The organism is Xaviernesmea rhizosphaerae (assembly GCF_001938945.1).
GTDB lineage: Bacteria > Pseudomonadota > Alphaproteobacteria > Rhizobiales > Rhizobiaceae > Xaviernesmea > Xaviernesmea rhizosphaerae.
In genome coordinates this window covers 63,800-89,994 of sequence record NZ_MKIO01000041.1, presented here as the reverse complement: position 1 = coordinate 89,994, position 26,195 = coordinate 63,800, and the positions used below count along the sequence as shown (strand labels likewise).

18 protein-coding genes and 1 pseudogene are annotated in these 26,195 nt (G+C 66.1%); 9 read left to right on the top strand and 10 right to left on the bottom strand.

The genetic code is table 11. The annotated features are described in order from the left end of the window. Positions 1–130 precede the first annotated feature (130 nt). Positions 131–1,168: a LacI family DNA-binding transcriptional regulator gene (locus BJF92_RS21425; RefSeq protein WP_425356385.1), complete on the bottom strand. Its 1,038-nt coding sequence runs from the start codon at positions 1,166–1,168 to the stop codon at positions 131–133. Between the two features lie 284 nt (positions 1,169–1,452). On the opposite strand from BJF92_RS21425, the gene BJF92_RS21420 reads away from it, so the two are divergent. The 3 genes from BJF92_RS21420 to BJF92_RS21410 all read left to right on the top strand — a co-directional run bounded on the left by BJF92_RS21420 (position 1,453) and on the right by BJF92_RS21410 (position 5,114). Further along, positions 1,453–2,982: a sugar ABC transporter ATP-binding protein gene (locus tag BJF92_RS21420; protein WP_075636780.1), complete on the top strand. Its 1,530-nt coding sequence runs from the start codon at positions 1,453–1,455 to the stop codon at positions 2,980–2,982. An 85-nt stretch (positions 2,983–3,067) separates the two neighbouring features. Beyond that, complete coding sequence (locus BJF92_RS21415) at positions 3,068–4,078, top strand: ABC transporter permease (protein WP_075636779.1); 1,011 nt, start codon at positions 3,068–3,070, stop codon at positions 4,076–4,078. A gap of 115 nt (positions 4,079–4,193) precedes the next feature. Beyond that, positions 4,194–5,114, top strand: a complete 921-nt coding sequence (locus BJF92_RS21410) for a substrate-binding domain-containing protein (protein ID WP_245294868.1) — start codon at positions 4,194–4,196, stop codon at positions 5,112–5,114. Between the two features lie 239 nt (positions 5,115–5,353). On the opposite strand, the gene BJF92_RS21405 is transcribed toward BJF92_RS21410, so the two are convergent. Beyond that, complete coding sequence (locus tag BJF92_RS21405; protein ID WP_075636777.1) at positions 5,354–5,818, bottom strand: Lrp/AsnC family transcriptional regulator; 465 nt, start codon at positions 5,816–5,818, stop codon at positions 5,354–5,356. Between the two features lie 127 nt (positions 5,819–5,945). Here BJF92_RS21405 and alr point away from each other — a divergent pair, with 127 nt between their 5' ends. Together alr and BJF92_RS21395 are read left to right on the top strand one after the other, a co-directional pair. Continuing rightward, positions 5,946–7,070, top strand: coding sequence for an alanine racemase (alr, locus tag BJF92_RS21400; RefSeq protein WP_075636776.1), 1,125 nt, complete (start codon positions 5,946–5,948; stop codon positions 7,068–7,070). A 125-nt stretch (positions 7,071–7,195) separates the two neighbouring features. Further along, positions 7,196–8,437: pseudogene (locus tag BJF92_RS21395) on the top strand (D-amino acid dehydrogenase); the annotation flags it as partial. Positions 8,438–8,856: 419 nt separating this feature from the next. Here BJF92_RS21395 and BJF92_RS21390 read toward each other — a convergent pair. The 4 genes from BJF92_RS21390 to bcsN all read right to left on the bottom strand — a co-directional run bounded on the left by BJF92_RS21390 (position 8,857) and on the right by bcsN (position 17,320). Further along, the gene (locus tag BJF92_RS21390; RefSeq protein ID WP_143524144.1) at positions 8,857–11,370 is read right to left on the bottom strand and encodes a tetratricopeptide repeat protein; all 2,514 of its coding nucleotides are present in this window, start codon (positions 11,368–11,370) and stop codon (positions 8,857–8,859) included. Positions 11,371–11,484: 114 nt separating this feature from the next. After that, a complete protein-coding gene (locus BJF92_RS21385) occupies positions 11,485–13,827 on the bottom strand; it encodes a cellulose biosynthesis cyclic di-GMP-binding regulatory protein BcsB (protein WP_075637011.1) in 2,343 nt (780 codons plus the stop codon). Positions 13,828–13,832: 5 nt separating this feature from the next. Continuing rightward, on the bottom strand, positions 13,833–16,028 hold the full coding sequence (bcsA, locus tag BJF92_RS21380) for a UDP-forming cellulose synthase catalytic subunit (RefSeq protein WP_075636775.1): 2,196 nt from the start codon (positions 16,026–16,028) through the stop codon (positions 13,833–13,835). 302 nt (positions 16,029–16,330) lie between these two features. After that, positions 16,331–17,320, bottom strand: coding sequence for a cellulose biosynthesis protein BcsN (gene bcsN, locus BJF92_RS21375; protein WP_075636774.1), 990 nt, complete (start codon positions 17,318–17,320; stop codon positions 16,331–16,333). A 474-nt stretch (positions 17,321–17,794) separates the two neighbouring features. On the opposite strand from bcsN, the gene greA reads away from it, so the two are divergent. The 4 genes from greA (at position 17,795) to BJF92_RS21355 (ending at position 21,544) form a co-directional block, all read left to right on the top strand. Continuing rightward, positions 17,795–18,277, top strand: coding sequence for a transcription elongation factor GreA (gene greA / locus BJF92_RS21370; RefSeq protein WP_075636773.1), 483 nt, complete (start codon positions 17,795–17,797; stop codon positions 18,275–18,277). 478 nt (positions 18,278–18,755) lie between these two features. After that, a complete protein-coding gene (locus BJF92_RS21365) occupies positions 18,756–19,286 on the top strand; it encodes a flavin reductase family protein (RefSeq protein ID WP_075636772.1) in 531 nt (176 codons plus the stop codon). Between the two features lie 391 nt (positions 19,287–19,677). Next, positions 19,678–20,901, top strand: coding sequence for an acyl-CoA dehydrogenase family protein (locus BJF92_RS21360; RefSeq protein ID WP_075636771.1), 1,224 nt, complete (start codon positions 19,678–19,680; stop codon positions 20,899–20,901). A 307-nt stretch (positions 20,902–21,208) separates the two neighbouring features. After that, the gene (locus tag BJF92_RS21355; protein ID WP_075636770.1) at positions 21,209–21,544 is read left to right on the top strand and encodes a hypothetical protein; all 336 of its coding nucleotides are present in this window, start codon (positions 21,209–21,211) and stop codon (positions 21,542–21,544) included. A gap of 46 nt (positions 21,545–21,590) precedes the next feature. Here the strand turns inward: BJF92_RS21355 and BJF92_RS21350 are convergent, their stop codons facing one another. The 4 genes from BJF92_RS21350 to BJF92_RS21335 form a co-directional block, all read right to left on the bottom strand. Then, entirely contained in the window at positions 21,591–22,103 is a 513-nt protein-coding gene (locus BJF92_RS21350; protein ID WP_075636769.1) for a P-loop nucleotide/nucleoside kinase family protein, read from the bottom strand. A gap of 108 nt (positions 22,104–22,211) precedes the next feature. Continuing rightward, positions 22,212–23,195 carry a carbon-nitrogen hydrolase family protein gene (locus BJF92_RS21345; RefSeq protein ID WP_075636768.1) on the bottom strand — a complete coding sequence of 328 codons (984 nt, stop codon included), beginning with the start codon at positions 23,193–23,195 and terminating at the stop codon, positions 22,212–22,214. 325 nt (positions 23,196–23,520) lie between these two features. Continuing rightward, positions 23,521–24,927, bottom strand: a complete 1,407-nt coding sequence (locus tag BJF92_RS21340; protein ID WP_075636767.1) for an LLM class flavin-dependent oxidoreductase — start codon at positions 24,925–24,927, stop codon at positions 23,521–23,523. Positions 24,928–24,942: 15 nt separating this feature from the next. Then, positions 24,943–26,166, bottom strand: coding sequence for an SfnB family sulfur acquisition oxidoreductase (locus tag BJF92_RS21335; protein ID WP_075636766.1), 1,224 nt, complete (start codon positions 26,164–26,166; stop codon positions 24,943–24,945). Between the last annotated feature and the right edge of the window lie 29 nt (positions 26,167–26,195).

Sequence of the window (26,195 nt, the reverse complement as noted above, 5' to 3'; positions counted from 1 at the left end):
GAGCCTATGCATGTTTTCGGAAGATGGAAACAAGCCTTAAAAGGCTTGGCAACGGCGAAAGGGTACGGTTTCGTCGGCCTTGCGCCTGGGTTCCCGTCGGCCAGCCGCAGTGAGCAATCATGGGTTGTTTTTATCGGCGTGGCGGCAAGGTGACGGAGCCGCGCACCACCAGATCCGGCATGATCAGGATGTCTTCCGGCGGCCGCGCCGGCCCGTCGAGCGATTGCAGCAGCAGGGCCATGGCCTGGCGGCCGATGGCCGAGCGCGGCTGGCGAATGGTGGTCAGCGGCGGGTGTACGTAAGTGGCCTGGGGAATGTCGTCGAAGCCGATCACCGACATATCGCGCGGCAGCTCATAGCCGCGCGCCGACAGGCCATTGACCACGCCGATGGCGGTCGCATCATTGACGCACATGAAGGCAGTGGGCGCCTCGCCGCGCATGAAGATCTGCTCCAGCGCCAGCCGGCCGCTCTCAATCGTGCCGTCGCCTTCCAGCACCAGCCGGTCCGTCGCGGGAATGCGGGCGGCGTCCAGCGCCAGGTCGAAGCCCCGGCGGCGGCGCTGATGGCCAAGCCGGGTGCGCGACTCGCCGATGAAGGCGATGCGGCGATGGCCTGAGGAGAGCAGATGCTCGGCCGCCTTGCGCGCGCCGGCCGTGTCGTCCACGCCGACATAGGAGATCTGCCCGTTGAAAACCGGCTCGAACAGGCCCACCGTCGGCGGCAGGCGCTCGGTCATGGTCTGGTGGCCGAAGGGCGCATGGCCGGTGAACAGCAAAAGGCCGGCTGCCTGGTTGGAATTGAGGAATTTGAGATAGTCGAGCCCGCGCTCGGGATCGTTCTGCGTATGGCCGATCAGCACGCCATAGCCATGCGCCCGCGCCTCGTTTTCCAGCCCCACCAGGATGCTGGAGAAATTCGGGTCGCCAATATCCGGCGCCAGCACCAGGATCATGTTGGACCGGCCCATCCGCAGCGAGCGGGCCATGGCATTGGTGGTGTAGCCGGTGATGGCGATCGCCTGGTTCACCCGCTGGCGCGTCGAGGTGGCCACCTTTTCCGGCGTGTGGATCGCCCGGCTGACGGTGGCGATCGACACCTCGGCCAGCCGCGCGACATCTTCGATCGTCGCGCTGGAGGGGGAGGGCAGGGGAGGCGGCTGGGCCATGGGTCGAGACCCGCTTTCGCGTAGGCGCCACGGCGGCACGCTAAAAGGCGCTGCGGTCGTGGCAGGACAAGGAGAGACGGCGATGAGCCGAGCGGCGCGCCGACAGGGCTGCCCACGCTGCGCCCGAATGTCGATCGCGGGCGAAGATTAGCCTTTCGTCACGCGCGGGGAAAGACCTCCATCCCGGATAATCCCCTGCAATATCGCACAATGTAAACCTTTACATGGATGATGTAAAGGTTTACACCATCCTCCAAGCGGTGGAGGCCGCCGGGAGGAAGACAATGAGCGATGGGGCGGTCGGGCCGGGGCATCCCGTGCTTGCGGCGGAGCGTATTTCCAAGAGTTTCGGCGAGGTCCAGGTTCTGTTCAGCGTCGATTTCGACGTGCGGGCCGGCGAGGTCCATGCGCTGATGGGGGAAAACGGCGCCGGCAAGTCGACGCTGGTCAAGATCCTTTCCGGCTTCGAGCGGCCGAGCGCCGGGCGCATCCTGCTCGATGGCGAGCCGGTGACGCTGCCGCAGAATGGCGCGGCCGAGGCGCTGGGCATCGTCCTCATCCACCAGGAATTTAATCTCGCCGATCACCTGACCGTTGCAGAAAGCCTGTTTCTCGGCCGCGAGGTGCTGCGCTTCGGCCTGTTGAACCGCAAGGTCATGCGCGCTGAGGCCCGCCGCGTGCTGGACGAGCTGGGCGCACGCATCGACGAAAACGCGCTGATCTCCTCGCTCGCCGTCGCCGACAAGCAGATGGTGGAAATCGCCAAGGCGATCAGCCGCAAGGCGCGCATCATCTTCATGGACGAGCCGACCGCCGTGCTCTCGCGCGAGGAAACGGCGCTTCTGTTCAAGCAGGTGCGCCGGCTGAAGGCGCAGGGCGTCAGCTTCGTCTTCGTCTCCCACAAGCTGGACGAGGTGATGGAGATCACCGACCGCGTGACCGTGCTGCGCGACGGGCAATGGGTGAAGACAGCGCCGACATCGGCCCTGGATGGTGAGGCCATCGCCCAGCTGATGGTCGGTCGCGAGCTGTCGAGCCTTTATCCCGCCAAGCATGAGCCCGATGTGGACGAGGCGCTCGTCCTCCAGGTGAAGGGGCTGACGACAGGCTATGTCAAGAATGTCAGCTTCGATCTGCGCAAGGGCGAGGTGCTCGGCTTTTCCGGCCTGATCGGCTCCGGCCGCAGCGAGCTGATGGAGGCTGTGGCCGGTCTGCGGCCGCGCATCGCGGGCGAGGTCATGCTGCATGGCGCGCCGCTCGCTCCCCTGGCCTTCCGTGAGGCCAATGGGCGCGGGCTCGCCTATATGACCAAGGATCGCAAGGGCAAGGGCCTGCTTCTGGACGAGCCGATGACGCCCAATCTGACGCTGCAGTCGATCGACCAGCATGTGCGCCATCATTATCTCGATCCGGCCTCCGAAGCGCGCGCGCTGGCGCGGGCGCGCCGGCGCTTCGACATTCGCGTGCGCGACGAGCGGGTGAAGGCGGGGCGCATGTCCGGCGGCAACCAGCAGAAGCTGCTTCTGGCCAAGATCATGGAGACTGAGCCCGACGTCATCATCATCGACGAGCCGACGCGCGGCATCGATGTCGGCACCAAGCAGCAGATCTATCACTTCATCGCCGCGCTCGCCCGCGAGGGCCGCTCGATCATCGTCATCTCCTCGGAAATGCCCGAGGTGATCGGGCTGTGCACCCGCGTGGCGGTGATGCGCGAGGGCGAGCTGGTGGGCATGCTCGAGGGCGAGGAGGTCAACGAGCAGGTGATCATGCGCTACGCCGCCGGGCTGAAGCGGCGCGGGGCGGCGGCCTGAGCGCCGCTTCGTGCACATAAGGCACCAACAGGAAACGATTCCATCGAGGCGGGACGCGGCGCGCGTCCGGGGGAGAGGCAGGAGCATGGCAGTGGACACGGACATCACGGGCCCGGTGCGGGCGCGCCGCAGCTGGCGGGACGTCGATCTCAGGGCGGTCGCGCCCTTCGTGGCGCTGGCGCTGCTGATCCTGATCGGCGCGCTGGTCAATCCGAACTTCATCGGCATCACCAACCTCGCCAATGTCGCGACACGCGCCGCCTTCATCGCGCTGATCGCGGTGGGTGCCACCTTCGTCATCTCCTCGGGCGATCTCGACCTGTCGGTCGGCTCCATGGTCGCCTTCGTCGCCAGCCTGATGATCCTGTTCATGAACTCCGGCGCGATCGCCGATCCGGGCATGATGATCGCGGCGGCCATGCTGCTGGCGCTGGTGGTGGGCGCGCTGTGCGGCCTCGCCAACGGGCTGATCACCACGGTCGGCCGCATCGAGCCCTTCATCGCCACGCTCGGCACCATGGGCATCTATCGCGGGCTTACCACCTGGCTTTCCCAGGGCGGGGCCATCACGCTGCGCTCGCCGGAACAGCAGGCGCTCTATCGCCCGGCCTATTTCGGCTCGGTGCTCGGCATGCCCGTGCCGATCCTGGTGGTCCTCGTCGTCACCGCGATTGCTGCCATCGTGCTCTACCGCACGCGCTATGGCCGCCATGTCACGGCGGTCGGCTCCAACCGCGATGTGGCGCGCTATTCCGGCATTTCCGTCGATCGGGTGCGCATCGCCGCCTTCGTCATTCAGGGCGTCTGCGTGGCGATCGCCGTCATGCTCTATGTGCCGCGCCTCGGCTCCACCTCGGCCACCACGGGCATTCTCTGGGAGCTGCAGGCGATCACCGCCGTGGTCGTCGGCGGCACGGCGCTGAAGGGCGGCGCGGGCCGCGTCTGGGGCACGATCTGCGGCGCCTTCATCCTGGAGCTGGTCGGCAACATCATGCTGCTCTCCAACTTCATCAGCGAATATCTGATCGGCGCCATCCAGGGCACGATCATCATCATCGCCATGCTCGTCCAGCGCTCGCTGGCCCGCAAGGCGTGACGCGCCGCAGGGCTTTCGGAGGGGAGCCTTGCGCATCGACCGGCCGTGCGCGGCCAATCCGACAATCATCAGGGAGGAAGACATGCACAAGAAATTCAGGATGCTGGCCGCGACCATGACGGCGCTGGCCGGCCTCGCCACCAGCGTCTACGCCGCCGACGCCAAGACCATCGGCGTCTCGATCCCCGCCGCCGACCATGGCTGGACCTCCGGCGTCGTCTACCACGCCCAGCGCGTGGCCGATCTCCTGATGAAGGAGCATGAGGGCCTGAAGGTCATCGTCAAGACCTCGCCCGATCCGGCAAGCCAGGCCAATGCCGTGCAGGACCTGGAAACTCAGGGCATCGACGCGCTGGTGATCCTGCCGACCGACCCGGATCCGCTCGTCAACGCCATCAAGGAAGTCAAGGGCAAGGGCACCTTCGTCTCGATCGTTGACCGCGCGCCCTCGGTCAACGACAACAGCGTGCGCGACCTCTACGTCGCCGGCAACAATCCGGCGCTCGGCGAAGTCGCGGGCAATTACATCAAGGAAACCTCGCCGGAGGCCAAGGTCGTCGTGATCCGCGGCCTGCCGATCCCGATCGACCAGCAGCGCCAGGACGGTTTCGACAAGGCGATTGCCGGCTCCAAGGTGCAGGTGCTCGACCGCCAGTTCGGCAACTGGAACCGCGATGACGCCTTCCGCGTCATGCAGGACTTCCTGACGAAATATCCCGCCATCGACGTGGTCTGGTGCCAGGATGACGACATGGCCGTTGGCGTGTTGCAGGCGATCGAACAGGCCAAGCGCACGGATATCAAATATGTCGTGGGCGGCGCCGGCTCCAAGGACATGATCAAGAAGGTCATGGACGGCGACAAGATGATCCCGGTCGACGTGCTCTATCCGCCGTCGATGGTCGGCACCGCGATGGAGCTGACCGCCGCCGCGCTCTACGACCAGATCCCCGCCCATGGCACCTACACGCTGGATGCCACGCTGGTGACCAAGGACAACGCCAAGAACTACTACTTCCCCGACTCGCCCTTCTGACAGTCTATCCAATAATCGCCGCTGGCCGACTGCAAATGGCAATTTCTGTGCTTCCGGTGCTCGCGTAAGAAACTACACTGCGCTCCGGTTCTCGACATCACCCTTTTCGGCAGGCCAGCGGCAATTCTCGAACAGACTGTGAGGCGCATCATAAAGGCAGGCCCTTTCGGACCAGACTCAAGAGTGTCCTGCCTCACCCATCCCGGCGCCGGCGCTTCTCGCACCGGCGCCGTCTTTCGTCACCGCCGCCCCTTGGTCCGCGTGGCCAGCACGTTGCGGATCGAGAAGCTGGAATGGATGCGCAGCACGCCGGGGAGCGCCGAGAGGATCTCCTTGTGGATGCGCTCGAAGGCGCCTGCGCTTTCGACCTCCACCTTCAAGAGATAATCCGATCCCCCAGTCATCAGATAGCATTCCCGGATCTCGGGATGCCGGCGCACCGCCGCCTCGAACCGGTTGAGATAGTCTTCCGTCTGCCGCTCCAGCGTGATGTTGACGATCACGGCGATGGCCTGATCGGACTGCCCGGCCTCGATCAGCGCCGTATAGCCCTTGATAACGCCCTCATTCTCCAGAATGCGGATGCGCCGGAGACAGGCCGAGGGCGAGAGGCCGATCTCGGCGGCCAGCGCCGCATTGCTCATGCGCGCATTCAGGCGCAGGAGGCGCAGGAGATGGCGGTCCGTGGCGTCAAGCGCGCTCATGAAGCTTGTTCCAATTTGTCGACGATCCTTTGAATAATAGCCACAGATCCGCAAAATCAATCGCTAAAACGGCGAACATGCACCGATCCTTTCAATATCATCGCGTAAAAATAAAAGGGGTTCGAGCATGGACGGATTTTTGCGGCATGACCGTGAGCTTGAGGCGGACGAGGCCGCGCCCGGTCTTCTGACGATCGATCTTGCGGCGCTGGCGCGCAACCATCAGGCGCTCGCCGCCCGCGTGGCGCCTGCGGCCTGCGCCGCTGTGGTCAAGGCGGATGCCTATGGTCTTGGGGCTGTTCCCGTCACCCGCGCGCTGCAGGCGGCGGGCTGCCGCCATTTCTTCGTCGCGCAATCTGGCGAGGCGGACGCGCTGCTGCCGGTGCTCGATGCCGGCAGCCGGATCTATGTGCTGAACGGTCTTCTGCCCGGAGCGGAAGCGGCCTGCGCCGCGCGGGGCGTGGTGCCCGTTATCAATTCGCTGGAACAGCTCGACCGCTGGACGGAGACCGCGCGCGAGGCCGGCCGCCGCCTGCCGGCGCTTTTGCAGTTCGATACGGGCATGAGCCGGCTCGGCCTGCCGCTGGACAGCCTGGGCGAGGTCGTCGCCCTCGTCTCGGCCGTGCCGCTCGACATCCTCTTCGTCATGACGCATCTCGCCAGCGCCGACGAGCCCGATCATGTGCAGAATGGCGAGCAGCGCGCCGCACTTGCCCGCGTGCGCGACGCCTTTCCTGACATTCCGATTTCCTTCGCCAATTCCGGCGGTGTGTTTCTCGGTGCGGCGTTTCACGGCGCGCTGGTGCGTCCGGGGATCGCCACCTATGGCGGCGCGCCGGTGTCGGGCCGCGCCAATCCGATGGAGCCGGTGGTGCGGCTCGATCTTGCCGTGGTGCAGACCCGCACCGTGCCCGCCGGCGCGAGGATCGGCTATAGCGGCGCCTATGTGACGCCGGCGCCGCGACGCCTCGCCACGCTCGCCGCCGGCTATGCCGATGGCATTCCGCGCGCGCTGTCGGATCGCGGCGCCGTGTTCTTCGAGGGCGTGAGGCTGCCGATCCTCGGCCGCGTCTCGATGGACAGCATGACCGTCGATATCTCCGCTCTGCCTGAGGGTACGCTGACGCTCGGCAGCCAGGTCGAGTTCATCGGCCCGCACCAGACGCTGGAAGAGATCGCCGCGCAGGCCGGCACCATCGCCTATGAGATCCTGACCCGGCTCGGCCAGCGCTACCGCCGCATCCATCGCTGACATCAGCCCATCTTTGCCTTTGGTCCCTTCCCAGTCGGGGGAGGGCGCATCGAACATTCCAGCCTGATGTCCTCCATCCCAAGGCCGGCGCGGCAAAGCCCGGCTCCTCTAGATCGAGATCCGCCATGAAAGTCATCGTTCTCGGCGCCGGCGTCATCGGCGTCACCACGGCCTATCAGCTGGCGCGCGCCGGCCATCAGGTCACCGTCGTCGACCGTCAGCCGGCGGCGGCGCTGGAAACCAGCTTTGCCAATGCCGGGGAGGTCTCCTTCGGCTATTGCTCGCCCTGGGCGGCGCCGGGGATTCCGGCGAAGGCCATGAAATGGCTGTTTATGGAGCACGCGCCGCTGATCCTGCGGCCGAAGCTCGATCGCGCCATGCTCTCCTGGATGGCGCGCATGCTCTCCAACTGCACCAGCGCGCGCTATGCGCTGAACAAGAGCCGCATGCTGCGGCTGGCCGATTACAGCCGCGTCTCGCTGGCCGCGCTGCGCGAGGAGACCGGCATCGCCTATGACGAGCGGATGCAGGGCACGCTGCAGCTCTTCCGCACGCCGCAGCAACTGGAGGCTTCCGCCAAGGACGTCAAGGCGCTTGCCGCCGATGGCGTGCCTTACGAGGTGCTCGATCCGGCCGGCTGCGTGCGCGCCGAGCCGGCGCTTGCCCATGTGCGCGAGAAGATCGTCGGCGGCCTGCTGACGCCGGCCGACGAGACCGGCGACTGTTTCAAGTTCACCCAGGCGCTGACGAGCCGCGCCGAGACGCTGGGCGTCACCTTCCAGTGGAACACCAAAATCGAGCGGCTGGAGGCCGAGGGCGGGGCGATCCGCGCCGTGATCACCGATCGCGGCCGCATGACGGCCGACGCTGTCGTCGTCGCGCTCGGCAGCTATTCGCCGCTCCTTGTCGCCCCGCTTGGCATTTCGCTGCCGGTCTATCCGGTGAAGGGCTATTCGCTGACCATCCCGATCACCCGGCCCGAGCGCGCGCCGGAATCCACCGTGATGGACGAGACCTACAAGATCGCCATCACCCGGCTGGGCGACCGGATCCGCGTCGGCGGCATGGCGGAAATTTCGGGCTACACCAACGATCTCGCGCCCGCGCGCCGGCGCACGCTGGAACATTCGGTCAGCGACCTCTTCCCCGGCGGGGATCTCGCCAAGGCCAGCTTCTGGTCCGGCCTGCGTCCGATGACGCCCGATGGCACGCCGGTGATCGGGCCGACCAAGGTGGCCGGCCTGTTCCTCAACACCGGCCATGGCACACTCGGCTGGACCATGAGCACCGGCTCGGCCCGCGTCATCGCCGACCTCGTCTCCGGCAAGGCGCCGGAGATCGATGCGCGGGATCTGGCGATCTCGCGCTANCGGCCTGTTCCTCAACACCGGCCATGGCACACTCGGCTGGACCATGAGCACCGGCTCGGCCCGCGTCATCGCCGACCTCGTCTCCGGCAAGGCGCCGGAGATCGATGCGCGGGATCTGGCGATCTCGCGCTACTAGAGCATCAGACTGAAAATCGCACGCAGTCCGATGCTCTAATTTTTTGTTTTTGCATCGGATTTTTCCGAAAACCGGTTCCCACTTTTCGGTCCGATGCTCTAAGAGCGAGAACCGATCGGCTGAAACAGCAAAGCCCGCCATATCCGGCGGGCTTTGCTGTTTTGCTGGACGATGAGCGCGGTTTTGCCCGCCTTCTCGACGCTTTCCGACAGGCTGGTCTCCGCGCATCTGGCATTATGACATTTCGCCGCGCGAAGACCTGTTGCAGTGTCGGCCCGGCTCAGCCGCCCGGGATCGGGTTCTTGGCCTCGCGGGCTTCGGCCAGGCCCTTGATCGCGTCGCGATTGCCGGTGGCCGCCAGGCTTTCGAAGATCTGGATGGCGTTGCCGTACTGGTTCATCGACATATAGGCATAGCCGCGCAGCACCATGAGATCAGCGCGTTCCGGCGTCAGTTCGGCCCGGCGGTCGAGAAGCAGCAGGGCTTCGGAATAGCGCCGCGCCTTGAAGGCGGCCAGGGCCTTGTTCGTCAGCAGCGCCACCTGCAATTCGCTGGCCTTGTGCTGGTCCATTGGCCCCTTGGTGGCGGCGGCGGCGGCGTTTTCGGTCAGGCCCATGCGCAGATAGGCAAGGCTCTGGCCATAGGCGGCATCGCCGCGGGTGCGGCTGTCGCTGCTCTTCAGCGCGGCGCCGAAAGAGCGGCTGGCCTCGGCGGGGCGGTTCAGCTCCATCAGGCACCAGCCGCGCTGGAGAGCGGCGGCCGGGGCCAGCGTCTGGGCATCGGCAAAGCCCGTGCAGCCCTTGCGCGCCGCAGCATGGGCGCCGGCAACCTTGCGGTGCCTGGGCGCGGCCTGCGCCGCGGGTTCCGCATCCGAGACGTAAGCCAGGCTGGCGGTCTGCTGTGCCGCCGGCGCACGTTGCGCCGAACTGCGCACGGGAGCCAGCGGCGCAGCGGGCGCAACGGCAGCCGGGGTGCCGGCAAGCGGGGCGTTGGCCAGCGGCGCGCCTGCGACTGCGGTTTCCCGCGCCTGGGCGGAGGCGATCGGCGCAACCGTTTCGATGGCGCGGGCCGGAGCACCATCGCCCGCGGACGCGCGGGGGCCATCCAGATACTCGGCCAGCACCACCGGCATGGCGTGGGCAGTCGCTTCGGCGCGCGCGCCGGCCTTGCCGATATTGGCGATGCGCGCGGAGCGCGGGCCCCAGTCGCTTTGCAGGCGGGCGAAGACCGACGCCATCTTCAGCTCGCGCGCCGTCAGCGCCAGGCCGTAAGCCGCCGGCTCGTTGTCGCGCTGCCAGGTCAGCGAGGTGGCGAACCATTGCAGCGCCAGCGGCTGCTGGTTGAAGGCGCGGGCGTACCAGCCGAATTGTTCGGCCAGCGCACCGTCCCGCGCTTCGCTGGCCTCGCGGCCCATGCGCGCCAGCACGTCTGGCTGCAGCACGATCGGCGGATCCAGCGCCAGCACATTGGCGGCGGCGGCCAGATAGGTCTTGTGCGCGTCGTCGGATGCGGCGCGCCAACGATAAAGGATGTCTTCCGCCTCCTGCGGCGCCTTGCGGGCGATCAGCACCAGCGCCAGACCCTGGGCGGCCTCGGCCGTGTCGTCGGCCGCGCGCGCCTTGCGGAACCAGACCTCGGCCTGGGTCATCTTGCCGCGCCGCTCATTGTACCAGCCGAGCAGCAGGGCATCGCCGGCGCGATGTTCGGTTTCGGCAAGCTTCTCCATCCGGGTCACGTCATCGGGCGAAACGATGGCCGTCGCATCCTTGGCGCCGGCGGCCATGAACTGGCGCGCGAGATCGTCGCGCACGCCGTCGAACTCGCCGGTGCCGGCGGGCGTCTTGCGCTCCAGGGCGAGCAGGCCGCGCACGGTTTCGGGCGGCAGCAGCGAGGCGGCCTTCTGCATGGTGGCGCTGCGCTCGGCCGTCACGTCGCAATGGCCGAGAACATAGCGATAGGCATCCTCGGCGCGCTGGGCGCGGTTGGTCTTGGCGAAGGCTTCCGCCACGCGCCAGAGCATGTCGACCTCGTCGCAGACGAGCAGGCCCGGATGGGCCGCGCCCTCGGCGATCACCTCCTCATAGCGCTTGCCGTCGGAGGCGGCGACCAGACGTTCGCGCGCATCGGCCAGCTGCAGCAGGCTGGCAAGTTCGGACGGCGGCTGCCAGCCGGCCTGCTTCTGCTGGCGTTCGGCAATGGCCTTGTGCAGGGCATCATACTGGCCGGCGCCATAGAGCTTCCACATGCGGTCGAGCTCGGCATCCACCGTCGCCTTCGGGGCCAGCGGATCGGCCGGGGGCTGCCAGTCGGGATAAAGCGCCTTCAGGCGTGCGATTTCCGCCTGGAGACGCACGGTGTCGCCGCGCTGGGCAAAGAAGCGCAGGGCGCTTTCATCGACATCCGGCATGGCGCTGGCGGCGGCGGCGACAACCGGGGTTGCCTCGGGCGCTGCCGGAGCGAGGTCGACAACCCCATTGGCCGGCTTGTCGTCGGTGCGGCCGGCCGCCGCTGCCATCGCGGCTGCGGCCGGCTGGGCGGCGGGCGCATCCGTTTCATAGACGGGTGGCATGGCGGGCGGCATGGCCTGGGCCAGGAGAACGGGCATGTCCTCGCGCGGCGGGCGCCAGGCGACGGGCTGTTGCAGCGCCGTGGAGGTCTGCAGCTGCGGCAGGCTGCCCGTCACCAGGACGTCATCGCCGGTGGCCATTGCGGGCGGGCCGAGATACTGGCCGGCATGAAAGCCGAGCACCGCGAACAGCGCGGAGGACAGAACGAGGGTACCGGACTTAATCATGGGCGTCTCCCGAAGGAATGGAGCCGGCGCGTCGGCCGACGGCGGCGAGCGGGCGGCGGATGGCCACCGCTGCCGCCGGAACAGGTGAGGAGCAGGGCAATGACGGGTCGCGCATCATCCGTGCCGCCGCCCAAGACCGCGCAGGAGAAGCGTGGTGATGACGCCGAGGATGGCGAAGGCGGCGAGGAAGAGCAGCGCGAAATAGAGGATGTTGGTCGACATCCAGTTCGCGGCGATCAGCCGCCAATTGCCGATCGAGAAGGGCTGCGTCGGCGTCAGCCGGATATCCTGCGGCGCCAGGGTCGCCACCGTCGCGGTCTGGCTGTCGAGCGCGGCGACGCGGCCGGAAACCTTGTTCCAGAGCGCCTGCGCCGTCAGTGCGGCCATGCCGCGCTCCAGATCCTTCGGTGTCGGCGCCGTGGCCAGCGTCCAGATGCCGCCCGCCTGAGGGCTTTCCGCCTGAGCCATGATCAGATCGGCCGAGCGCGGCGGCTGATAGACGGTCTCGCTTTGCGGCAGGATGTGCAGCTGGTCGAGCGAGAGGTCGAGATTGCGCCTCAGCCAATTGTTCACCCGGCTGGCGCTTTCGACCAGCCCCGTGCCGGACACCTGGCCGCGCCAGCTGTCGATGGCGGAGGGCGCGGTGGCGATCGCATGGGTCGGCAGGTCGCCCCAGTTCGCCTGTGCGGCCGTCGCCACCTTCATCTGGGCGACGAGGGCCGGGGGCAGCTGCGCCAGCGTGCCGACGATCAGCGCATTGCGGTTGTCAAGCCCTTCCGGCGAGCCCACGGTTTCCAGCGGGATCGGCTTGCCGGCGCTCATCGCCAGCCGGCCCGCCAGCGTGGCGGCTGCCGACAGGCTTTCCGCCGTCGGCCGGTCGAGATAGAGCGCGGTCGGGCGCGGCTGGTCCTCGCCATAAGGCGCGCTCATGCCGACGGTTGCCGCCAGATTGGGGCTCGTGGCGATGCGGGCGAAGTCCGGCATGTGGAATTCGGTCGTGTCGAACAGCGCGAAGCGCGGCTTCGTCTGCGCCGGCGTTCCGGTGGCGCAGACCGCATCCTCGTCGGTCACGAGCACGGCCTCGATCGCCACGGTGTTCACGCCCGGCGCGAAATGGCGCAGGCTCAGCCGGATCGGCAGATGCTGCATCAGGCCGCCGCTGCCGGCCGCGATCGGCGCCGTGGTGGTGATGTCGCCGTTGACGTAGATGTTGACGCGGCTGCCGGGCCGCACCGCGCTCGAATAGGCGGCATCGAGCAGCAGTTCCGCCTGGCCATAGGCGCTGGCATAGAAATCGTCTGGCAGACCCACCAGGAATTCCGTGCGCATCCGCCGGCCGGTGGTTTCGGTCGTCGTCAGGCCGAAGCGCGACAGGGCGAGCTTGGCTTCGCCGGTCAGAAGCGGTGCATCGGGGGCATGGAAAGAGGCCGTGGCCAGGCTGTGCCGCTCGGTTGCGGCGTCTGCCGGGGGAAGCAGGCGGTCGAGCGCCGTCTGCACCGCCCTCGGCGTCGGGCCGCTGACGACAAGCGCCGTCGGGCCGGCGCCGCTGCTCCCGGCCGTTGCCATGGGCAGGGGCACATAGCCGAGCGCCGGGCCGCTGGCCGCCGAGGCGGGCAGAGTGGGCACGAGATCGGCAAGTTCGCTCTGCGTGCCCAGGAAGACGGTCAGGCCGCTGGTCTGGGTGACCGGCGGCAGGTCTGCCCGCACCGTCACCGTCTGGTTGGCGCCGTGAACGCGCAGCGACAGCGCCTGCGCCAGGCGCATCAGCATGTCGGCGGAGCCCGAGCTGGCCATGGCCGGCGCGACGATGGTGATGGCCGTGCGCCCCTTGCCGTCCGGCGCCACGGCGGCCAGATCGTTCAGCTGCGTCAGCCGGCCGACGAGCGGGGCGGCGAAGGTGATGAAGCTCTCCTGCGGACGAATGTCCGTCCACAGATCGAAGGTCGACTGGATGGTGCAGTCCGTACGGTGGCGCTGATGGGCCGCAATGGTGACCACATTGGCGCCGGGCTGCAGCACGCCGGCGGGAATGGCCAGCGCCAGCCCGGTCACCCTGTCCGACGAGGCGATCGGCGTTTCGCCCAGCGTCACATTGTTGATGGTGACGGACAGGCGCGAGCTTTCTGGCGCAATCACGATGGCGTTCTGATAGCCGAGCGTGATCGTCTGTGCCGCCGCTGCCTGTTCCGCCGTCAGCGAGACGGTGAAGCTGCGGCGGTCGTCCTCGCCTGCGAGCGTCAGCTTCTCGAAGGGCAGGAAAGGCCGGCGAAGGGTTGTCGGGTCGATGACGGGCGCGGCCGGCGCGGTCACCACGGCCGGTATGCCGGGGGCTGGCTGGACATCGGCAGGGCGCTCCGGCGTCATGTCGAAAGGCTTCAGCGTCTGTGCGGCAAGGCCCGTGGGCAGGATGGCCGGCAGGGCGGTGGCGAGGAGGCAGGCGAGCAGCGTGCGTTTCATGGCGATCACCGTCCCTTCGCCGGTGCCGGCACCGGCAGCTTGGGCCTGGCCGAGCCGAGGCCGCGCAGCATGTAATAGAGGCCGCGATTGGTCTGGTAGGCGGCGATGCCGAGGAAGCTCAGCGTGCCCCGGATCAGGCCCGGATTGCGGCGGCGGCCCATCTGGAATTCGCTCCACTGCGCGGAATTGGCGAACATCAGATCGGCGATCAGCCGGTGGTCCAGCGCCCGCTGCGGCGCGAAGGTGCAGCCGACGCTGATCGCTTCGCCTTCGCCCTTGCTGCTGCGCACGACATTGACCGCCATCGTGTCCGGAATGCCCTCGCTATAAGGCTTGACGCGGATGGCCTCGATATTGCCGGCCTTCAGCGGCGCCAGGCTCTGGTCGTAGACATGGACCAGCAGACCATCGACGGAGACGTTGTCGATGACGGCAGGGTACCAGGCATCGCCCACCTTGAACTCGCAGCGGCGCTTCACAGTCACGCGGCGGGCGGCGGACTTGTCGCCGCGCTCGGTCACGGCGCCCAGCGCGCAGCCGGCGAAGATCAGGTTCAGAAGGTTCCAGCCGCCGACGACCAGCGTCACGTCCGCCTTGGTCGGCTCGACATAGAGGCGGTAGACCACCATGCCCATCGCTGCGATCAGGATCGCGAAGATGATGAAGAAGGGCGCGCTGATTTCCGAAAGGCGGCTCTGCGTGATGGATTCGTCCTTGGCGGTGACCTTGAAGGTCGGCTTGCTCGGATTGAGCATGACCGAAATGACGGCCGGCAGCAGATGAACGGTCTGCACATATTCATAGAGCTCGGAAATCCACGGCCAGCGGAAGCGGCCATAGAGGTAGTTCTGCATCAGCAGATTCACGAGCATGTAGGTCATCGTATAGGCAAGGAACTCGCCGCCTGAGCCGACGAAGATCTCCAGGTCGAAGAACAGGTAGAACAGGGGCGCGATGAGGAACATCGTGCGCGGGAAGGGAAACAGCCAGAACAGCGTGGACGACATGTAGCAGAGCCGCTGGGCGAAGGTCAGGCCGCCCTTGAACAGCGGCTGACGGAAGATCAGGATCTGCATCATGCCCTGGGCCCAGCGCGAACGCTGGCCGATGAAGCTGGCGAAGGTGGCCGGCTGCAGGCCGGCGATCAGCGGCTTGTCGACATAGACGCTGTTCCAGCCGCGGCCGTGCAGCGCCAGTGCGGTTTCGCAATCTTCGGTGATGCTGACGCCGGAGAAGCCATCGGTGTCCTGCAGCGCCTCACGGCGCAGCACGGCGGCGGAGCCGCAGAAGAAGGAGGCGTTCCACTTGTCCAGGCCGCGCTGGATCAGTCCGTAGAACATCTCGTTCTCGCTCGGCATATGGCCGAAGGTGTTGAGATTGCGCTCGATCGGGTCGGGATTGAGGAAGAAGTGCGGGGTCTGAACCAGGAAGAGCTTGGGATCTTCCTCGAAATAGCCGACGGTCTCCAGCAGGAAATCGCGTGCCGGCGCATGGTCGGCGTCAAAGACCACCACCAGCTCGCCCTCGGACTGCTTCAGCCCGTTGTTGAGATTGCCGGCCTTGGCATGTTCGTTGCGCTCGCGGGTGAGATATTTCACGTCGAGATCGGCCGCCAGCCGGCTGAGCTCGGCATGGCGGCGCTCAGCAGCGCGCGCCGAGGGAATGTCGGTGGCCGAACGCTTCTGCACGGTGCCGCCATCGTCGAGCAGCCAGACCGTCAGCTTGTCGGCGGGATAATCCATGTTCTTGGCGGCAGCCAGCGTGTTGGCCAGAAGCTGGGCGTCTTCATTATAGGTGGGGACGAACACGTCCACCGTCGGCCGGTAAGCCGTCGTGCCGGGGCGCTTCTTCTTTTCCGGCAGCGGCATGGACACCAGGAACAGGCTGAGCGCCAGCATGGCGACCGAATACATCTCCACCAGATAGAGCAGGAAGCCGGGAATGAAGTTTTCCAGCTGGTTGAGCGGCGGCAGGGTGCTGGTCGTGCGCCAGTAGACATAGCGCAACACGATCGCCGTGCCGAAGCCCAGCCCGATCAGGCGCCAGTTGCCCTCCGCTTTCATGACCTTCAGAATGGCCAGCAAGGCCATGCAAAGGAAGGCGGCCACCAAATGCGTCTGCAAGCTGATTGGCAGGGTGACAAGCGTCAGCACGAAGAGCGACACGAGCATCCAGATCAAAAAATTGACCGCCTTGGCCATGGTGAAGAAGTTCCCTGTTCGCAGCGATGAAGCATGTCAAGCCGCCGCGCTATTCGCCGGCGGATGAAGGTCTTCTCGACAGTCGTTTGCAATGCCCACGTCATGTAAGCGTGAACACATTGATAATTCGTTCATCTATTGCAGTGCGGCATAGTTTTGCCTGATGCCTTGGCCAGCAGACGAAACATTGCCGAAGCGGATGCTGACAGGTTGCAAGATCAGACCGGTTTTGATCCCGTCCGGCCAGACGATGCACTTGAATATCCTGGGCATCGTCTGGTTCTTGCTCCCGTCCCGGCGCCTTACGGCGCCGGGATGACGGGGGCCGCCGGAATGGCGGGGGCGGCAGCTGCAGCAGGCATTGCGGTTGCGCGCGGGATGCCGACCGTGCGGGCTTCCGCATTGACATCGGCCGGTGCGGGCAGGTTCGGCGCCGGAATGAACACGGCCGGCGTCTGTGCGGAAGGCGCGAAGGCGGCGCTGCCGGTTGCGGCCGAAGGCAGCTGTGGGATCGCGGCGGCATTCTCGAGGCTGGGCTGCGCGCGGGCGGCAAGCGCGGTGGCCGGCCGGGGCGCTGCAGCCCGTGTCCTCGCGCCGGCGGGCGGGAGACTGTAGATCGGCTTGCCGACCATCCCGATGCGCGGATCGGGCTTCGGTGCCGGCCCATAGGGGTTCCACTGCGGATGTTCAAAGCCGCCGGACAGGGTGTAGTGATACATGACGGCCAGCAGGGATTCGATGGAGCCCCGGTCGCACAGCCGAAGGCGTGTGCGGATCATGCCGAGATCGTTGACGCCGTTGCGGCCATGCTCGGACGAGGTGATCTGCTGCCAGGCATAGAGGCAGCTCTCGCCGCCACTGGATCCATAGGCATAGCCGAAGGCGCCATAGCCGTTCTGCTGATAGGTGGAGGCCATGCGCATGCGCATCGTCGGGAACTGCGCCCGGATGTCGCGCGCCATCGTATCAGTCGTGAAGCCGGACAGGGACAGGCGGTCGGCACGCTCAAAAGCCGAGGCGCCGGGGCCGTAGAACTGCACCTTGATATAGTTCTCGCCGGGCGTGCGCGTGTTGGTTTCCAGGAGGATATCCTGCGCCACTGCGTTGGAATAGTTGCGCTCCACCACGCTGACGATGGCGGGGCCGCCCGGCGGCGGAAAGGCCATGGCCTTCTCGACCGGGACCTCGGCCGGCATGGCGTTCATCTTCAGGCCGCCGGGCGTGCCGCAGGCCGGCAGGCACAAAAGGACCATGGCGATCATCGCATGGCGCAGCGAAGCGGTAGTGGCCATTCGGCCTATGGTCGACGTTAGCACCAGGCTCACCCATCGGAGAATCAGTTTCCATTGGGTTAATTTTCGAATTTCATGGTTAACAAATCCTTAACTGCCGCCTGGCCCGCTTACCCTCTGTTAAGCTTCGGCCAAGCCACAGCCCGCATTTCGCCGTAAAGCCTATAGGGTCACGACAATTTTCTGCGCGGTTTGCAGAGTTATACGGTGCGGCCGGACGCCAGTTGCTGTGCGCACGGATAGAAACCTCTGCGCGACGACGGAACCGCAGGGCAGCTTCCGCGCTTATCGGTTCTCATCCGAGACAATGACGATGGTTCGCCGGCTTTCTTTAATCCGTGCGAGGGCCAGGGCGATTCCGTTTTCGCCGGAAAGGCTCTATGCCGGTCAGGGGACAAGGCCTCGGCGCGGCGCCGGAGCGAGAACGACAGATGAGCGCGCATCGGCCGATGCCGCGCGGCGAGGAGAGTGACTGTGAGCGTTGCCTTTGTGAAGGAAGAGAGTGCCGAAGCCGCGGCGGAAACCCTGCTGCCGGACCGGCCCATCTCGCCGCATCCCAATCTCGTCACGGAGGCGGGCTTGGCGGTGCTGGAGGCCCAGCTGGCTGAGGCGCGCGCGGCCTATGCGGTCGCCAATGCCATGGAGGATGTCAATGAGCGCCGCCGCCAGTCCGCCGGTCCCTTGCGCGACCTGCGCTACCTGACCGAGCGGGTGCGCACCGCTCAAGTGATGCCCGCGCCCGAAGACGGCGCCGCCGTGGCCTTCGGCAGCCGCGTCACCTTCCGCCGCGAGGATGGGCGCACCCAGACCTATCGCATCGTCGGCGAGGACGAGGCTGACCCGAAGGCCGGATCGATTTCCTATGTCTCGCCGGTGGCGCGGGCCCTGATGGGTAAGACGGTCGGCGATCTCGCCACCGCCGGCGGGCAGGAGCTGGAAATCCTGTCGATCGGCTAGCGGTGTGCTTTCGACGTTTGCACCCGTTCACGGCACCCCCGGAAACAAATGTCAAAGTCATTCAACAGAGCCTGTCGCGCAAAATGCTCACCGACTCTGTGAGCACGACATGCGACGCAAGGACGGCCGCAAGGCGCGGACAGCGACTCTGAAACGGCGCGGCGCGCTTCGGATCCTGCAGAGCGCGATCGGTCCAGGCCGCACCTTTCCCGCGCGCGAATAATCTTTTCTCGAACCAGCCGAATTTAGAATGGGCATTCGCCAGACTCTGATTTTTCGGCCGGTATCTTCTTTGTCTATAAATTTTATCGATATTATTCTTTCCGGTAACAGAGAGGCCGGGGCCGGAAGGCGGGTGCCGCGGATGTGTAGGGCGGGCGTCGCAGGCGGACCGGCCGAAACGCGCGGCGGCCTGCAAGATCGCTCAGTTCTCCTTCGCCGCCCGCAGGGGCTCTTGTTTCAGCCGGAAGGACAGACCATGACGCTTGTAACCCCGCTCTTCTTCCCCGCTCAGCCGCTGCCGCCGGTGGAGGATCACGCCGATGCGCTGAAGGCGGCCATGCGCCATGTGGCCGCCACGGTCTCCGTGATTACCGCCGGCACGCAGGATCGTACCGGTGCCACGGTGACCTCGGCGACCGCGCTTTCGGTGGAGCCGGCCACGATGATCGTCAACATCAACCGCACCTCCTCCTCCTGGCCCGTCATCGCCCGCCATGGCCATTTCTGTGTCAATATTCTCCAGGAAAGCCAGCAGGCAATCGCCGATCGCTTTGCCGGCAAGGGCGGGCTGAAGGGCGCAGAGCGTTATCAGGATGCCGAATGGACCGTGCTGTCCAGTGGCGCGCCGGTGCTGGCCGATGCGCTCTTTGCCATCGACTGCGTGCTGGAAGAGGCGATCGAGCGCCATAGCCACGCCATCCTGATCGGCCGGGTCGTGGCCGTCTCGGGTGAAGGCGGCACGCCGCTGCTCTATCGCCAGGGCCAATATAGCGGCTACAAGCCCTGATGGCCGACTGATCGCCGCATGGCAAGGACGATGGTCTGCGTCTCGCGCCTGCTGCCCGCATCTGTCGCAGGCGCGCGCGGCCGGGATGATCCGGCGAGGCTTGCCCGCCGGATCGGTCTGCAGACCACCGCCTGCAAACGCATGGTGGCTAACGCAGAGCGAGACTTGCGGCATGGTGACGATCGGGCCCGAGCCGCTCATCCGTCGGCCCAGCCATGAACAGTTGAAAACAGGGATTGTCGCGGCTCGGCCCGAGGATGACGTGCCATCCGACGCCTGAGCGGCCGGGCGCGTGCGCTGCCGTCCCTATCACGAGGCCGCCGCGTGCGCTGCCTGTCTCTGCCGGCCTTGCCGGCGTTTTTCCTTGCATCTCTTATTGGGAGTCCCGCTCATGTCGCCTCTTCACGCCCTGCGCAAGCCCGCGGCATCGGATGCCGCATCCGTGCCCTCGCGGGATCAGCTCTTCGCCCGCGCCGAGGCGCTGGCCGCCGACCTGACGGCGCGCGGCGCCGAGCTCGACCGGGACGGCCAGCCGCCTTCGGCCGAGATCGCCGCGCTGAAGGCTGGCGGCCTGCTCAATGCGCTGCATGATCCCGAAATCGGCGGCGGTGGCCTTGGCTGGGTCGATGGCCTGCGCCTGACCCGCATCCTGGCGCGGGGCGAAAGCTCGATCGGGCAATTGCTCGGCTATCACTATGTCAACAGCCAATATGTGCTCTGGGCGGTTGCCGATGCCGACAAGGCCCGCCGCATCGCGCAGGAAACGGTGGAAAAGAGCCTCTATTGGGGCGCGGCCGTCAATCCGCGGGACCCAGGCCTGACGCTGACGCGAGAGGGCGACCATTTCCGCCTCAATGGCCGCAAGAGCTTTTCAACCGGCGCGCGGATTTCCGACTGGATCAATGTCGGCGCCACGCTCGATGACAGGATCGCCCAGTTCGCCGTGCCGACCGATCGCGCGGGCTATATCGCCCATGATGACTGGGACAATATCGGCCAGCGCCTGTCGGACTCCGGCAGCGTCGAGTTCCGCGATTTCCCCGTCTATGAGAGCGATTTCCTCTTCGCCCCCACGGCGCCGGATGCGCCTGCTGATGTCAGGGCGAGCTTCAACACGCCGCTGATCCAGCTGGTCTTCGCCAATTTCTACATCGGCACGGCGGAAGGCGCTCTGGACACCGCGCTCGACTATGTCCGCACCACCACCCGGCCCTGGATCACCTCGGGCGTCGAGCGTGCGGCCGACGATCCTCACATCCTCGAACGCGTGGGCGAATTCCGCGCCAGCCTCAGGGCCGCCGCAGCCCTGGCCGATGTCGCGGCCGAAGCGGCCGAGACGGCGCTCGCCCGCCCCGGTGTGACCGCGCGCGAACGCGGCGAGGCGGCGATCGCGGCTTACGAATCCAAGGTCAACGCCACCCATGTCTCGCTGGAGATCACCTCGCGCATCTTCGAGCTGATGGGCGCCCGCGCCACAGCCGGCCGCCACCGCTTCGACCGCTACTGGCGCAATGTCCGCACCCACACCCTGCACGATCCGGTGTTCTACAAGGCCCGCGAGGTCGGCGACTTCGCGCTGAACGACCGGATTCCGCCCGTGAGCCTGTATAGCTGATCCGGCATCGTTGACGGCCATATATGCTCCGGTTGCCCCACCCTGCCGCCGGAGCGCCCCCCCGCCCCCGAAGGAAGACCACGAAAAACGCGCAGCGGATCAATTTCGGTCCGAAGCGCTCGCTTTCGGTACGCCCTACAGGGTTCCATCATCGACATCTGATATTGCGTAGGGATGGCGCCCGGCATGCCGGCGTCGTTTACCATAGGCTGCGGAAAGATCACCTGCCTTGAAAAACCAGCCTTTCTCGTTGTTGCCTTAAATAACACAACCAAATACAACCTCCGGAAAGCCACCGGAGATTACCATGAAGCTGCTTCCAGCCATCGCCACGCTGTGCGCCATGACCGTCGTTGCCGGCTGCGCACCGACCCAGCAGCAATTTCTCGCCATGCAAGAAACGGTTCGTGGCAGTGCGAAGGCTCGTCAACTGGCCTTGGAAAGCTGCATGAAGGATGCCCGGCCGGGGGATATCAAGGCGGCGGCGATTGTGACCGACTCGTCCGAAAAGGCTGCACCACGCCTTGTCTGCAGCCGCCTGATCGAGGCCCTGCGGTCCGGCCGCATGACCTATGCGGACCTTGTAGACCTGAAGCAGGGCCGGCCGACGCCGAAGCTTATCAGGATCTTCCAGGGGCGTTGATCGTGCCTGGTGACGGGATCGGCACTGCGGAGGCTTCGGCTCTTTCTCAAGCTTGATCTGCCCGCGATCTGGTCAGCGCCGCGATCTGCGCGACGCAATCCTCAACCGACAGCTGAAAGGTGTCCAGCCGCAGATCGGCGCTCCAGGCTTCGAAGCGACGCGCCTCGATCTCTGCCCAGCTTGGGACGCTCTCGCCTGGCAAGGCTTGCCGTGTTTCCGCCCGATGCCGATGTATCGCGGCATTCGAGCAGACGACTTCAACCTCGATGAAGGGCCTGCCCGCCGCGATCGCGACGCTCCTGAAGGCGTCACGCGTCACGTCCAGGGGATTGACGGAATCGGTGATCACCATATTGCCCAGCCGGAGATTATCGGCAGCCAGCCGATAAAGCGCGACATAGCCGGCCGGTCCGACATCCCGTTCCGCCAGAGGCGCATGGGCAAGAATGGCCTGCTCGATCGTATCCACCCGCAGATAGCAAGCACCGAGAGAGCGCGCCAATGCGCCGGCGATCGTGCTTTTGCCTGACGCCGGCAGGCCGCCAAAAATGATCAGCATTCGTCTGCCTGTCTGGTTGGTCGCGACCGGAATAGACGAGGCTAGGCCCCGCCTGCTGGAGAGGCCTTTGCCCAGTGCGAAATGCCGAGCGGCCTTAGTCGATGGGCATCAAAAGAGGCTAGTTTCGTCGCTCCTCGGATCTCCGTCAATCTGGAAGGCGGCGTAGAGGCCAGATCGCGCCTTGCGTCGCCATGGCTTGGCCGGCGAGTCTGGATCAATCGTAATGTGCGCCATAGCCAGGACGGCATGCTCGCTGTGCGGGCACCGTGCCGCCCATTGGCCCGCCGGGTCGGCGATCCCCGAGGGCATGACGATGCTCTGCGGCGTATGAGCCGAGAAGCTTAGCCAATAGGAATTGCTCGCGGCATGCCCCAGTGCTTCTGCCGCGAAAGCCGTCTGAGGCGATTCTCCCGTGGTTGAGAAGAGCACACAATCGACATCGCGCTGTTCATAGTCGATGAAGACCTCGGGGTAGTGCAACTCCATCCCAAGTGAACAGCCAAAGCGAAACCCGTCTACCTCGAAGGTCACGGGCCTCTTTCCCGGTGAATACATGAATGAGATTTTGGTGTTCGACAGAAGCCGCTCGTCGTAGCGCGTGACCAGATCGCCTCGGTCAGAGATCACGTACAGGCTGTTATGCGGTCGATGCGGTTCCGAGAGCCGATGAGCCGCTCCAAAGACGGTCCACAGTTTGAGTTGCCCCGCAAGCGCTCGGATCGCCTCGATCTCCGTGCGAAAAGCATCCCAGTTGCACCGGCTCCAGTCTGATGGTCCGATCTCTCTGCGGCCGAGCGACGACATGATGCGCTTGTTCGGCGAGCACAGGGTGCCCTCGGGAAAATGAAGGAGCCGCGCGCCTTCCAGACGGGCCTTATTCATGAGATCGCGCATCTCTGCGCCACTGGCGCGAAGCGCCGGCAGATCGCTGGGATCATCGAAAAAGCGTGTTTGCGCCACTGCCATCGGGAACGAGTGGAACCCAGGCGTGTCGTGCGTGTGGCGGAAATGTCGTAATGCTGCTGTGTAGGACTCGCCGGTTTTGGCGCAACGGGAGCGAACGCGACGCTTGAGCTTGGCATTTCGGGTCATGAACTGGCCTTTCACGTCCCGGACGCAGTTCCCCAGCAACACGTCCGAAACGGCCGGACCAAAACAATTGACCTGAGACTGAAGTCCCTTTGCCTCTGACAAAGGCCATGCTGGGGAAGGCCGAAGAGGTTGCGCGCAGGCCACGCGGAGCCAGCATGCTTCGGCTTCCGTCGATTCGTCAAGCGGCCGAACCGGCCTCGTTTCGTCCGCTCGGCAGGGGCCGACGCGTGCCCGGCTCTGTCTGTTCCTTTACCATCCGACCGTTTTTCGCGGAGGATGCCGGCGGCCCATTCCGAACAAGGCCGCCGACCGTCTTGCTACGCCCTTACTCCGCCGCCTGCGCCGCCCAGCGCGCCAGATCACGGTAGCCGGCGCCCGGATGCGGGGCCGCCAAGCGGTCGCCGCGGCCGAAGAGCTTTTCGCGCAGCGTGCCCGGGCGGTAGTCCTTCTTGTAGACGCCGCGTTTCTGCAGCTCCGGCACCAAGAGGTTCACCGCATCCTCGAACGTTTCCGGCGTGACGGCATAAGCGAGGTTGAAGCCGTCGACATCGGTGTCCTCCACCCATTCCTGCAGCAGATCGGCCACGGTCTCGGGCGAGCCGACGAAGACGGGGCCGAAGCCGCCGATGCCGACCCAGTCGGCCATCTCGCGCACCGTCCATTCCCGGCCGGGATCGATGGTGGTGAAGGTTTCCACGGCCGATTGCACGGCATTGGTCTGGCGGTGGCGCAGCACCTCGTCGGGGGAGAACTGGCCGAAATCGAGCCCGGTCCAGCCGGAGATCAGGGCTAGCGCGCCCTCATAGGAGACATAGCGGCGATATTCGTCGAACTTGCGCTTGGCCTCGGCATCGGTCTCGCCCAGGATCACGGTCTGCAGGTTGAAGGCGAGAATGTCGCGCGGGTTGCGCCCGGCCTTTTCCGCCGCCTCGCGGACATTGGCGACATAGCGCTTGAGCACCGGCTTGGAGGGGGCGGCGACGAAGATGCACTCCGCGTGCCGCCCGGCGAAATCCTTGCCGCGCGAGGAGGCGCCGGCCTGGTAGAGCAGCGGCGTGCGCTGGGGCGAGGGCTCGCTCAGGTGAATGCCCGGCACGGTGAAGTTCTGGCCGTGATGGCCGATCGGATGCACGCGTTCGGGATGGGTGAAGATGCCGGTCTCGCGGTCGCGCACCACCGCGCCATCCTCCCAGCTGCCCTCCCAGAGCTTGTAGCAGACCTCGAGATATTCGTCGGCCAGGTCGTAGCGGTTGTCGTGCTGGCGCTGGCCTGCCTGGCCGATGTTGAGCGCGCCGCTGTTGAGATAGGAGGTGACGATGTTCCAGCCGACGCGGCCCTTGGTCAGATGATCGAGCGTGGAGATGCGCCGGGCGAAGGGATAGGGATGCTCGAAGGAGAGCGAGGCCGTCAGCCCGAAGCCGAGATGCTCGGTGAGATAGGCCATGGTCGGGATCAGCTGCAAGGGATCGTTGACCGGCACCTGCGCGGAATGGCGCAGGGCCGCATCGGCATTGCCGTTCAGCACGTCATAGACGCCGAGCACGTCGGCGATGAACAGACCGTCGAACTTGCCGCGTTCCAGCGTCTGGGCGAGGTTCACCCAGTAGTCGAGCGTCTTGTAGTCGGCCGAGCGGTCGCGCGGGTGGCGCCAGAGGCCGGGCGACTGGTGCCCGACGCAGCTCATGTCGAAGGCGTTGAGGCGGATTTCGCGCTGGCCCTTTGAATTGCTCATGATCGCCTCCTCTTCTTAGAAGGCGCCGCTGCGCGGCGGGGCGGTGTCGTTCAAATGGAAATTGCCGACCACATGATATTTCCAGCGCACGGGGTCGTGCACCGTGTGGGTGCGGGCATTGCGCCAGTGCCGGTCGAGGTTCAGCCCCTCGCGGGTGGCCGAGGTGCCGGCAAGCTCGAACAGGGCATTGGTCGCCTCGATGGCGATTTCGGTGGTCAGCGCCTTGGCGGCGGCCACGCTGAGCGAGGCTGCCACCGTGTTGGCCTCGGCCGGGTCGGCCTGGGCCAGGTCGATCTTGCGGCCGGCGACCTCGACGACGGCAGTCGCCGCTTCCAGCCTGATCGCCAGCTGGCCGACGCGCGAGACCGTCAGCGGATCGTCCGAGGCGCGCTCGACGCCGGCATTGGTCCAGGGGCGCGAGCGGGTGCGCACGAAGGTGACCGTTTCATTGAAGGCGGCGCGGGCAATGCCGAGATCGATGCCGGCATGCAGGATCTGCCCGACGGCGCCGATCGTGCCCGGCCGCTCGAAGCCCTTGTGATGGCGGACGATGGCGCCGGCCGGCACCGGCACATTGGTCAGGATCGTGGTGCCGCTGCCGGTGGTGCGCTGGCCGAAGCCGTCCCAGTCGTCGATGATCTCGACGCCCTCGGTGCCGCGCGGCAGGAAGGACATGGTCAGCTGGTCGTTCTCGTCCTTGGCGAAGACGACGATCCAGTCGGCAAACAGCACGCCGGTGGAATAGGCCTTGCGGCCATTGATGCGGAAGCCCTCGCCATCGGCCGTGATCCGGGTGTTGTACTGGCCGACCGTCTTGGTGCCGATCTCCGACAGCGCATTGCCGAAGCGGTCGCCCGCCAGCGCGCGCTCGAAATAGAAGCGCTTCTGCTCCTCGCTGCCGTCATGGCGCAGCGCCTCGAGAATGTAGAAATGGTTCTGCGGGATCTGGCCGATCGAGCCGTCGGCCTCGGCGAGGATGGCGATCACCTCGGCCAGCGTCGCATTGGAGGCGCCCAGCCCGCCATAGGCCTTGGGCACGGAGAGGGCCAGCAGGCCGGAGGCCGAGAGCGCGTCCAGCTCCGCATGCGGCAGGATGCGCTCGCGGTCGCGCTTGGCGGCGCCTTCGGCAAATGTCTTCGCCAGCTGGCGCGCGGTCTGAAGCGCTTCTGCCTCGCTGGTGATCCGAGCGGCATGCGGCGCATCCGGAGCCCGGCGCAGGGGAGAGGAGGATTGGGACATGAGGGGTCTCCCTGGATTATGGTGTTTGA

Excerpts from the sequence above, each read along its gene's own strand:
- BJF92_RS21425 (WP_425356385.1), bottom strand. The coding sequence starts at position 1,168 with ATGGCCCAGCCGCCTCCCCTGCCCTCCCCCTCCAGCGCGACGATCGAA.
- BJF92_RS21420 (WP_075636780.1), top strand. The coding sequence starts at position 1,453 with ATGAGCGATGGGGCGGTCGGGCCGGGGCATCCCGTGCTTGCGGCGGAG.
- BJF92_RS21415 (WP_075636779.1), top strand. The coding sequence starts at position 3,068 with ATGGCAGTGGACACGGACATCACGGGCCCGGTGCGGGCGCGCCGCAGC.
- BJF92_RS21410 (WP_245294868.1), top strand. The coding sequence starts at position 4,194 with ATGACGGCGCTGGCCGGCCTCGCCACCAGCGTCTACGCCGCCGACGCC.
- BJF92_RS21405 (WP_075636777.1), bottom strand. The coding sequence starts at position 5,818 with ATGAGCGCGCTTGACGCCACGGACCGCCATCTCCTGCGCCTCCTGCGC.
- alr (WP_075636776.1), top strand. The coding sequence starts at position 5,946 with ATGGACGGATTTTTGCGGCATGACCGTGAGCTTGAGGCGGACGAGGCC.
- BJF92_RS21390 (WP_143524144.1), bottom strand. The coding sequence starts at position 11,370 with ATGATTAAGTCCGGTACCCTCGTTCTGTCCTCCGCGCTGTTCGCGGTG.
- BJF92_RS21385 (WP_075637011.1), bottom strand. The coding sequence starts at position 13,827 with ATGAAACGCACGCTGCTCGCCTGCCTCCTCGCCACCGCCCTGCCGGCC.
- bcsA (WP_075636775.1), bottom strand. The coding sequence starts at position 16,028 with ATGGCCAAGGCGGTCAATTTTTTGATCTGGATGCTCGTGTCGCTCTTC.
- bcsN (WP_075636774.1), bottom strand. The coding sequence starts at position 17,320 with ATGGCCACTACCGCTTCGCTGCGCCATGCGATGATCGCCATGGTCCTT.
- BJF92_RS21365 (WP_075636772.1), top strand. The coding sequence starts at position 18,756 with ATGACGCTTGTAACCCCGCTCTTCTTCCCCGCTCAGCCGCTGCCGCCG.
- BJF92_RS21360 (WP_075636771.1), top strand. The coding sequence starts at position 19,678 with ATGTCGCCTCTTCACGCCCTGCGCAAGCCCGCGGCATCGGATGCCGCA.
- BJF92_RS21355 (WP_075636770.1), top strand. The coding sequence starts at position 21,209 with ATGAAGCTGCTTCCAGCCATCGCCACGCTGTGCGCCATGACCGTCGTT.
- BJF92_RS21350 (WP_075636769.1), bottom strand. The coding sequence starts at position 22,103 with ATGCTGATCATTTTTGGCGGCCTGCCGGCGTCAGGCAAAAGCACGATC.
- BJF92_RS21345 (WP_075636768.1), bottom strand. The coding sequence starts at position 23,195 with ATGACCCGAAATGCCAAGCTCAAGCGTCGCGTTCGCTCCCGTTGCGCC.
- BJF92_RS21340 (WP_075636767.1), bottom strand. The coding sequence starts at position 24,927 with ATGAGCAATTCAAAGGGCCAGCGCGAAATCCGCCTCAACGCCTTCGAC.
- BJF92_RS21335 (WP_075636766.1), bottom strand. The coding sequence starts at position 26,166 with ATGTCCCAATCCTCCTCTCCCCTGCGCCGGGCTCCGGATGCGCCGCAT.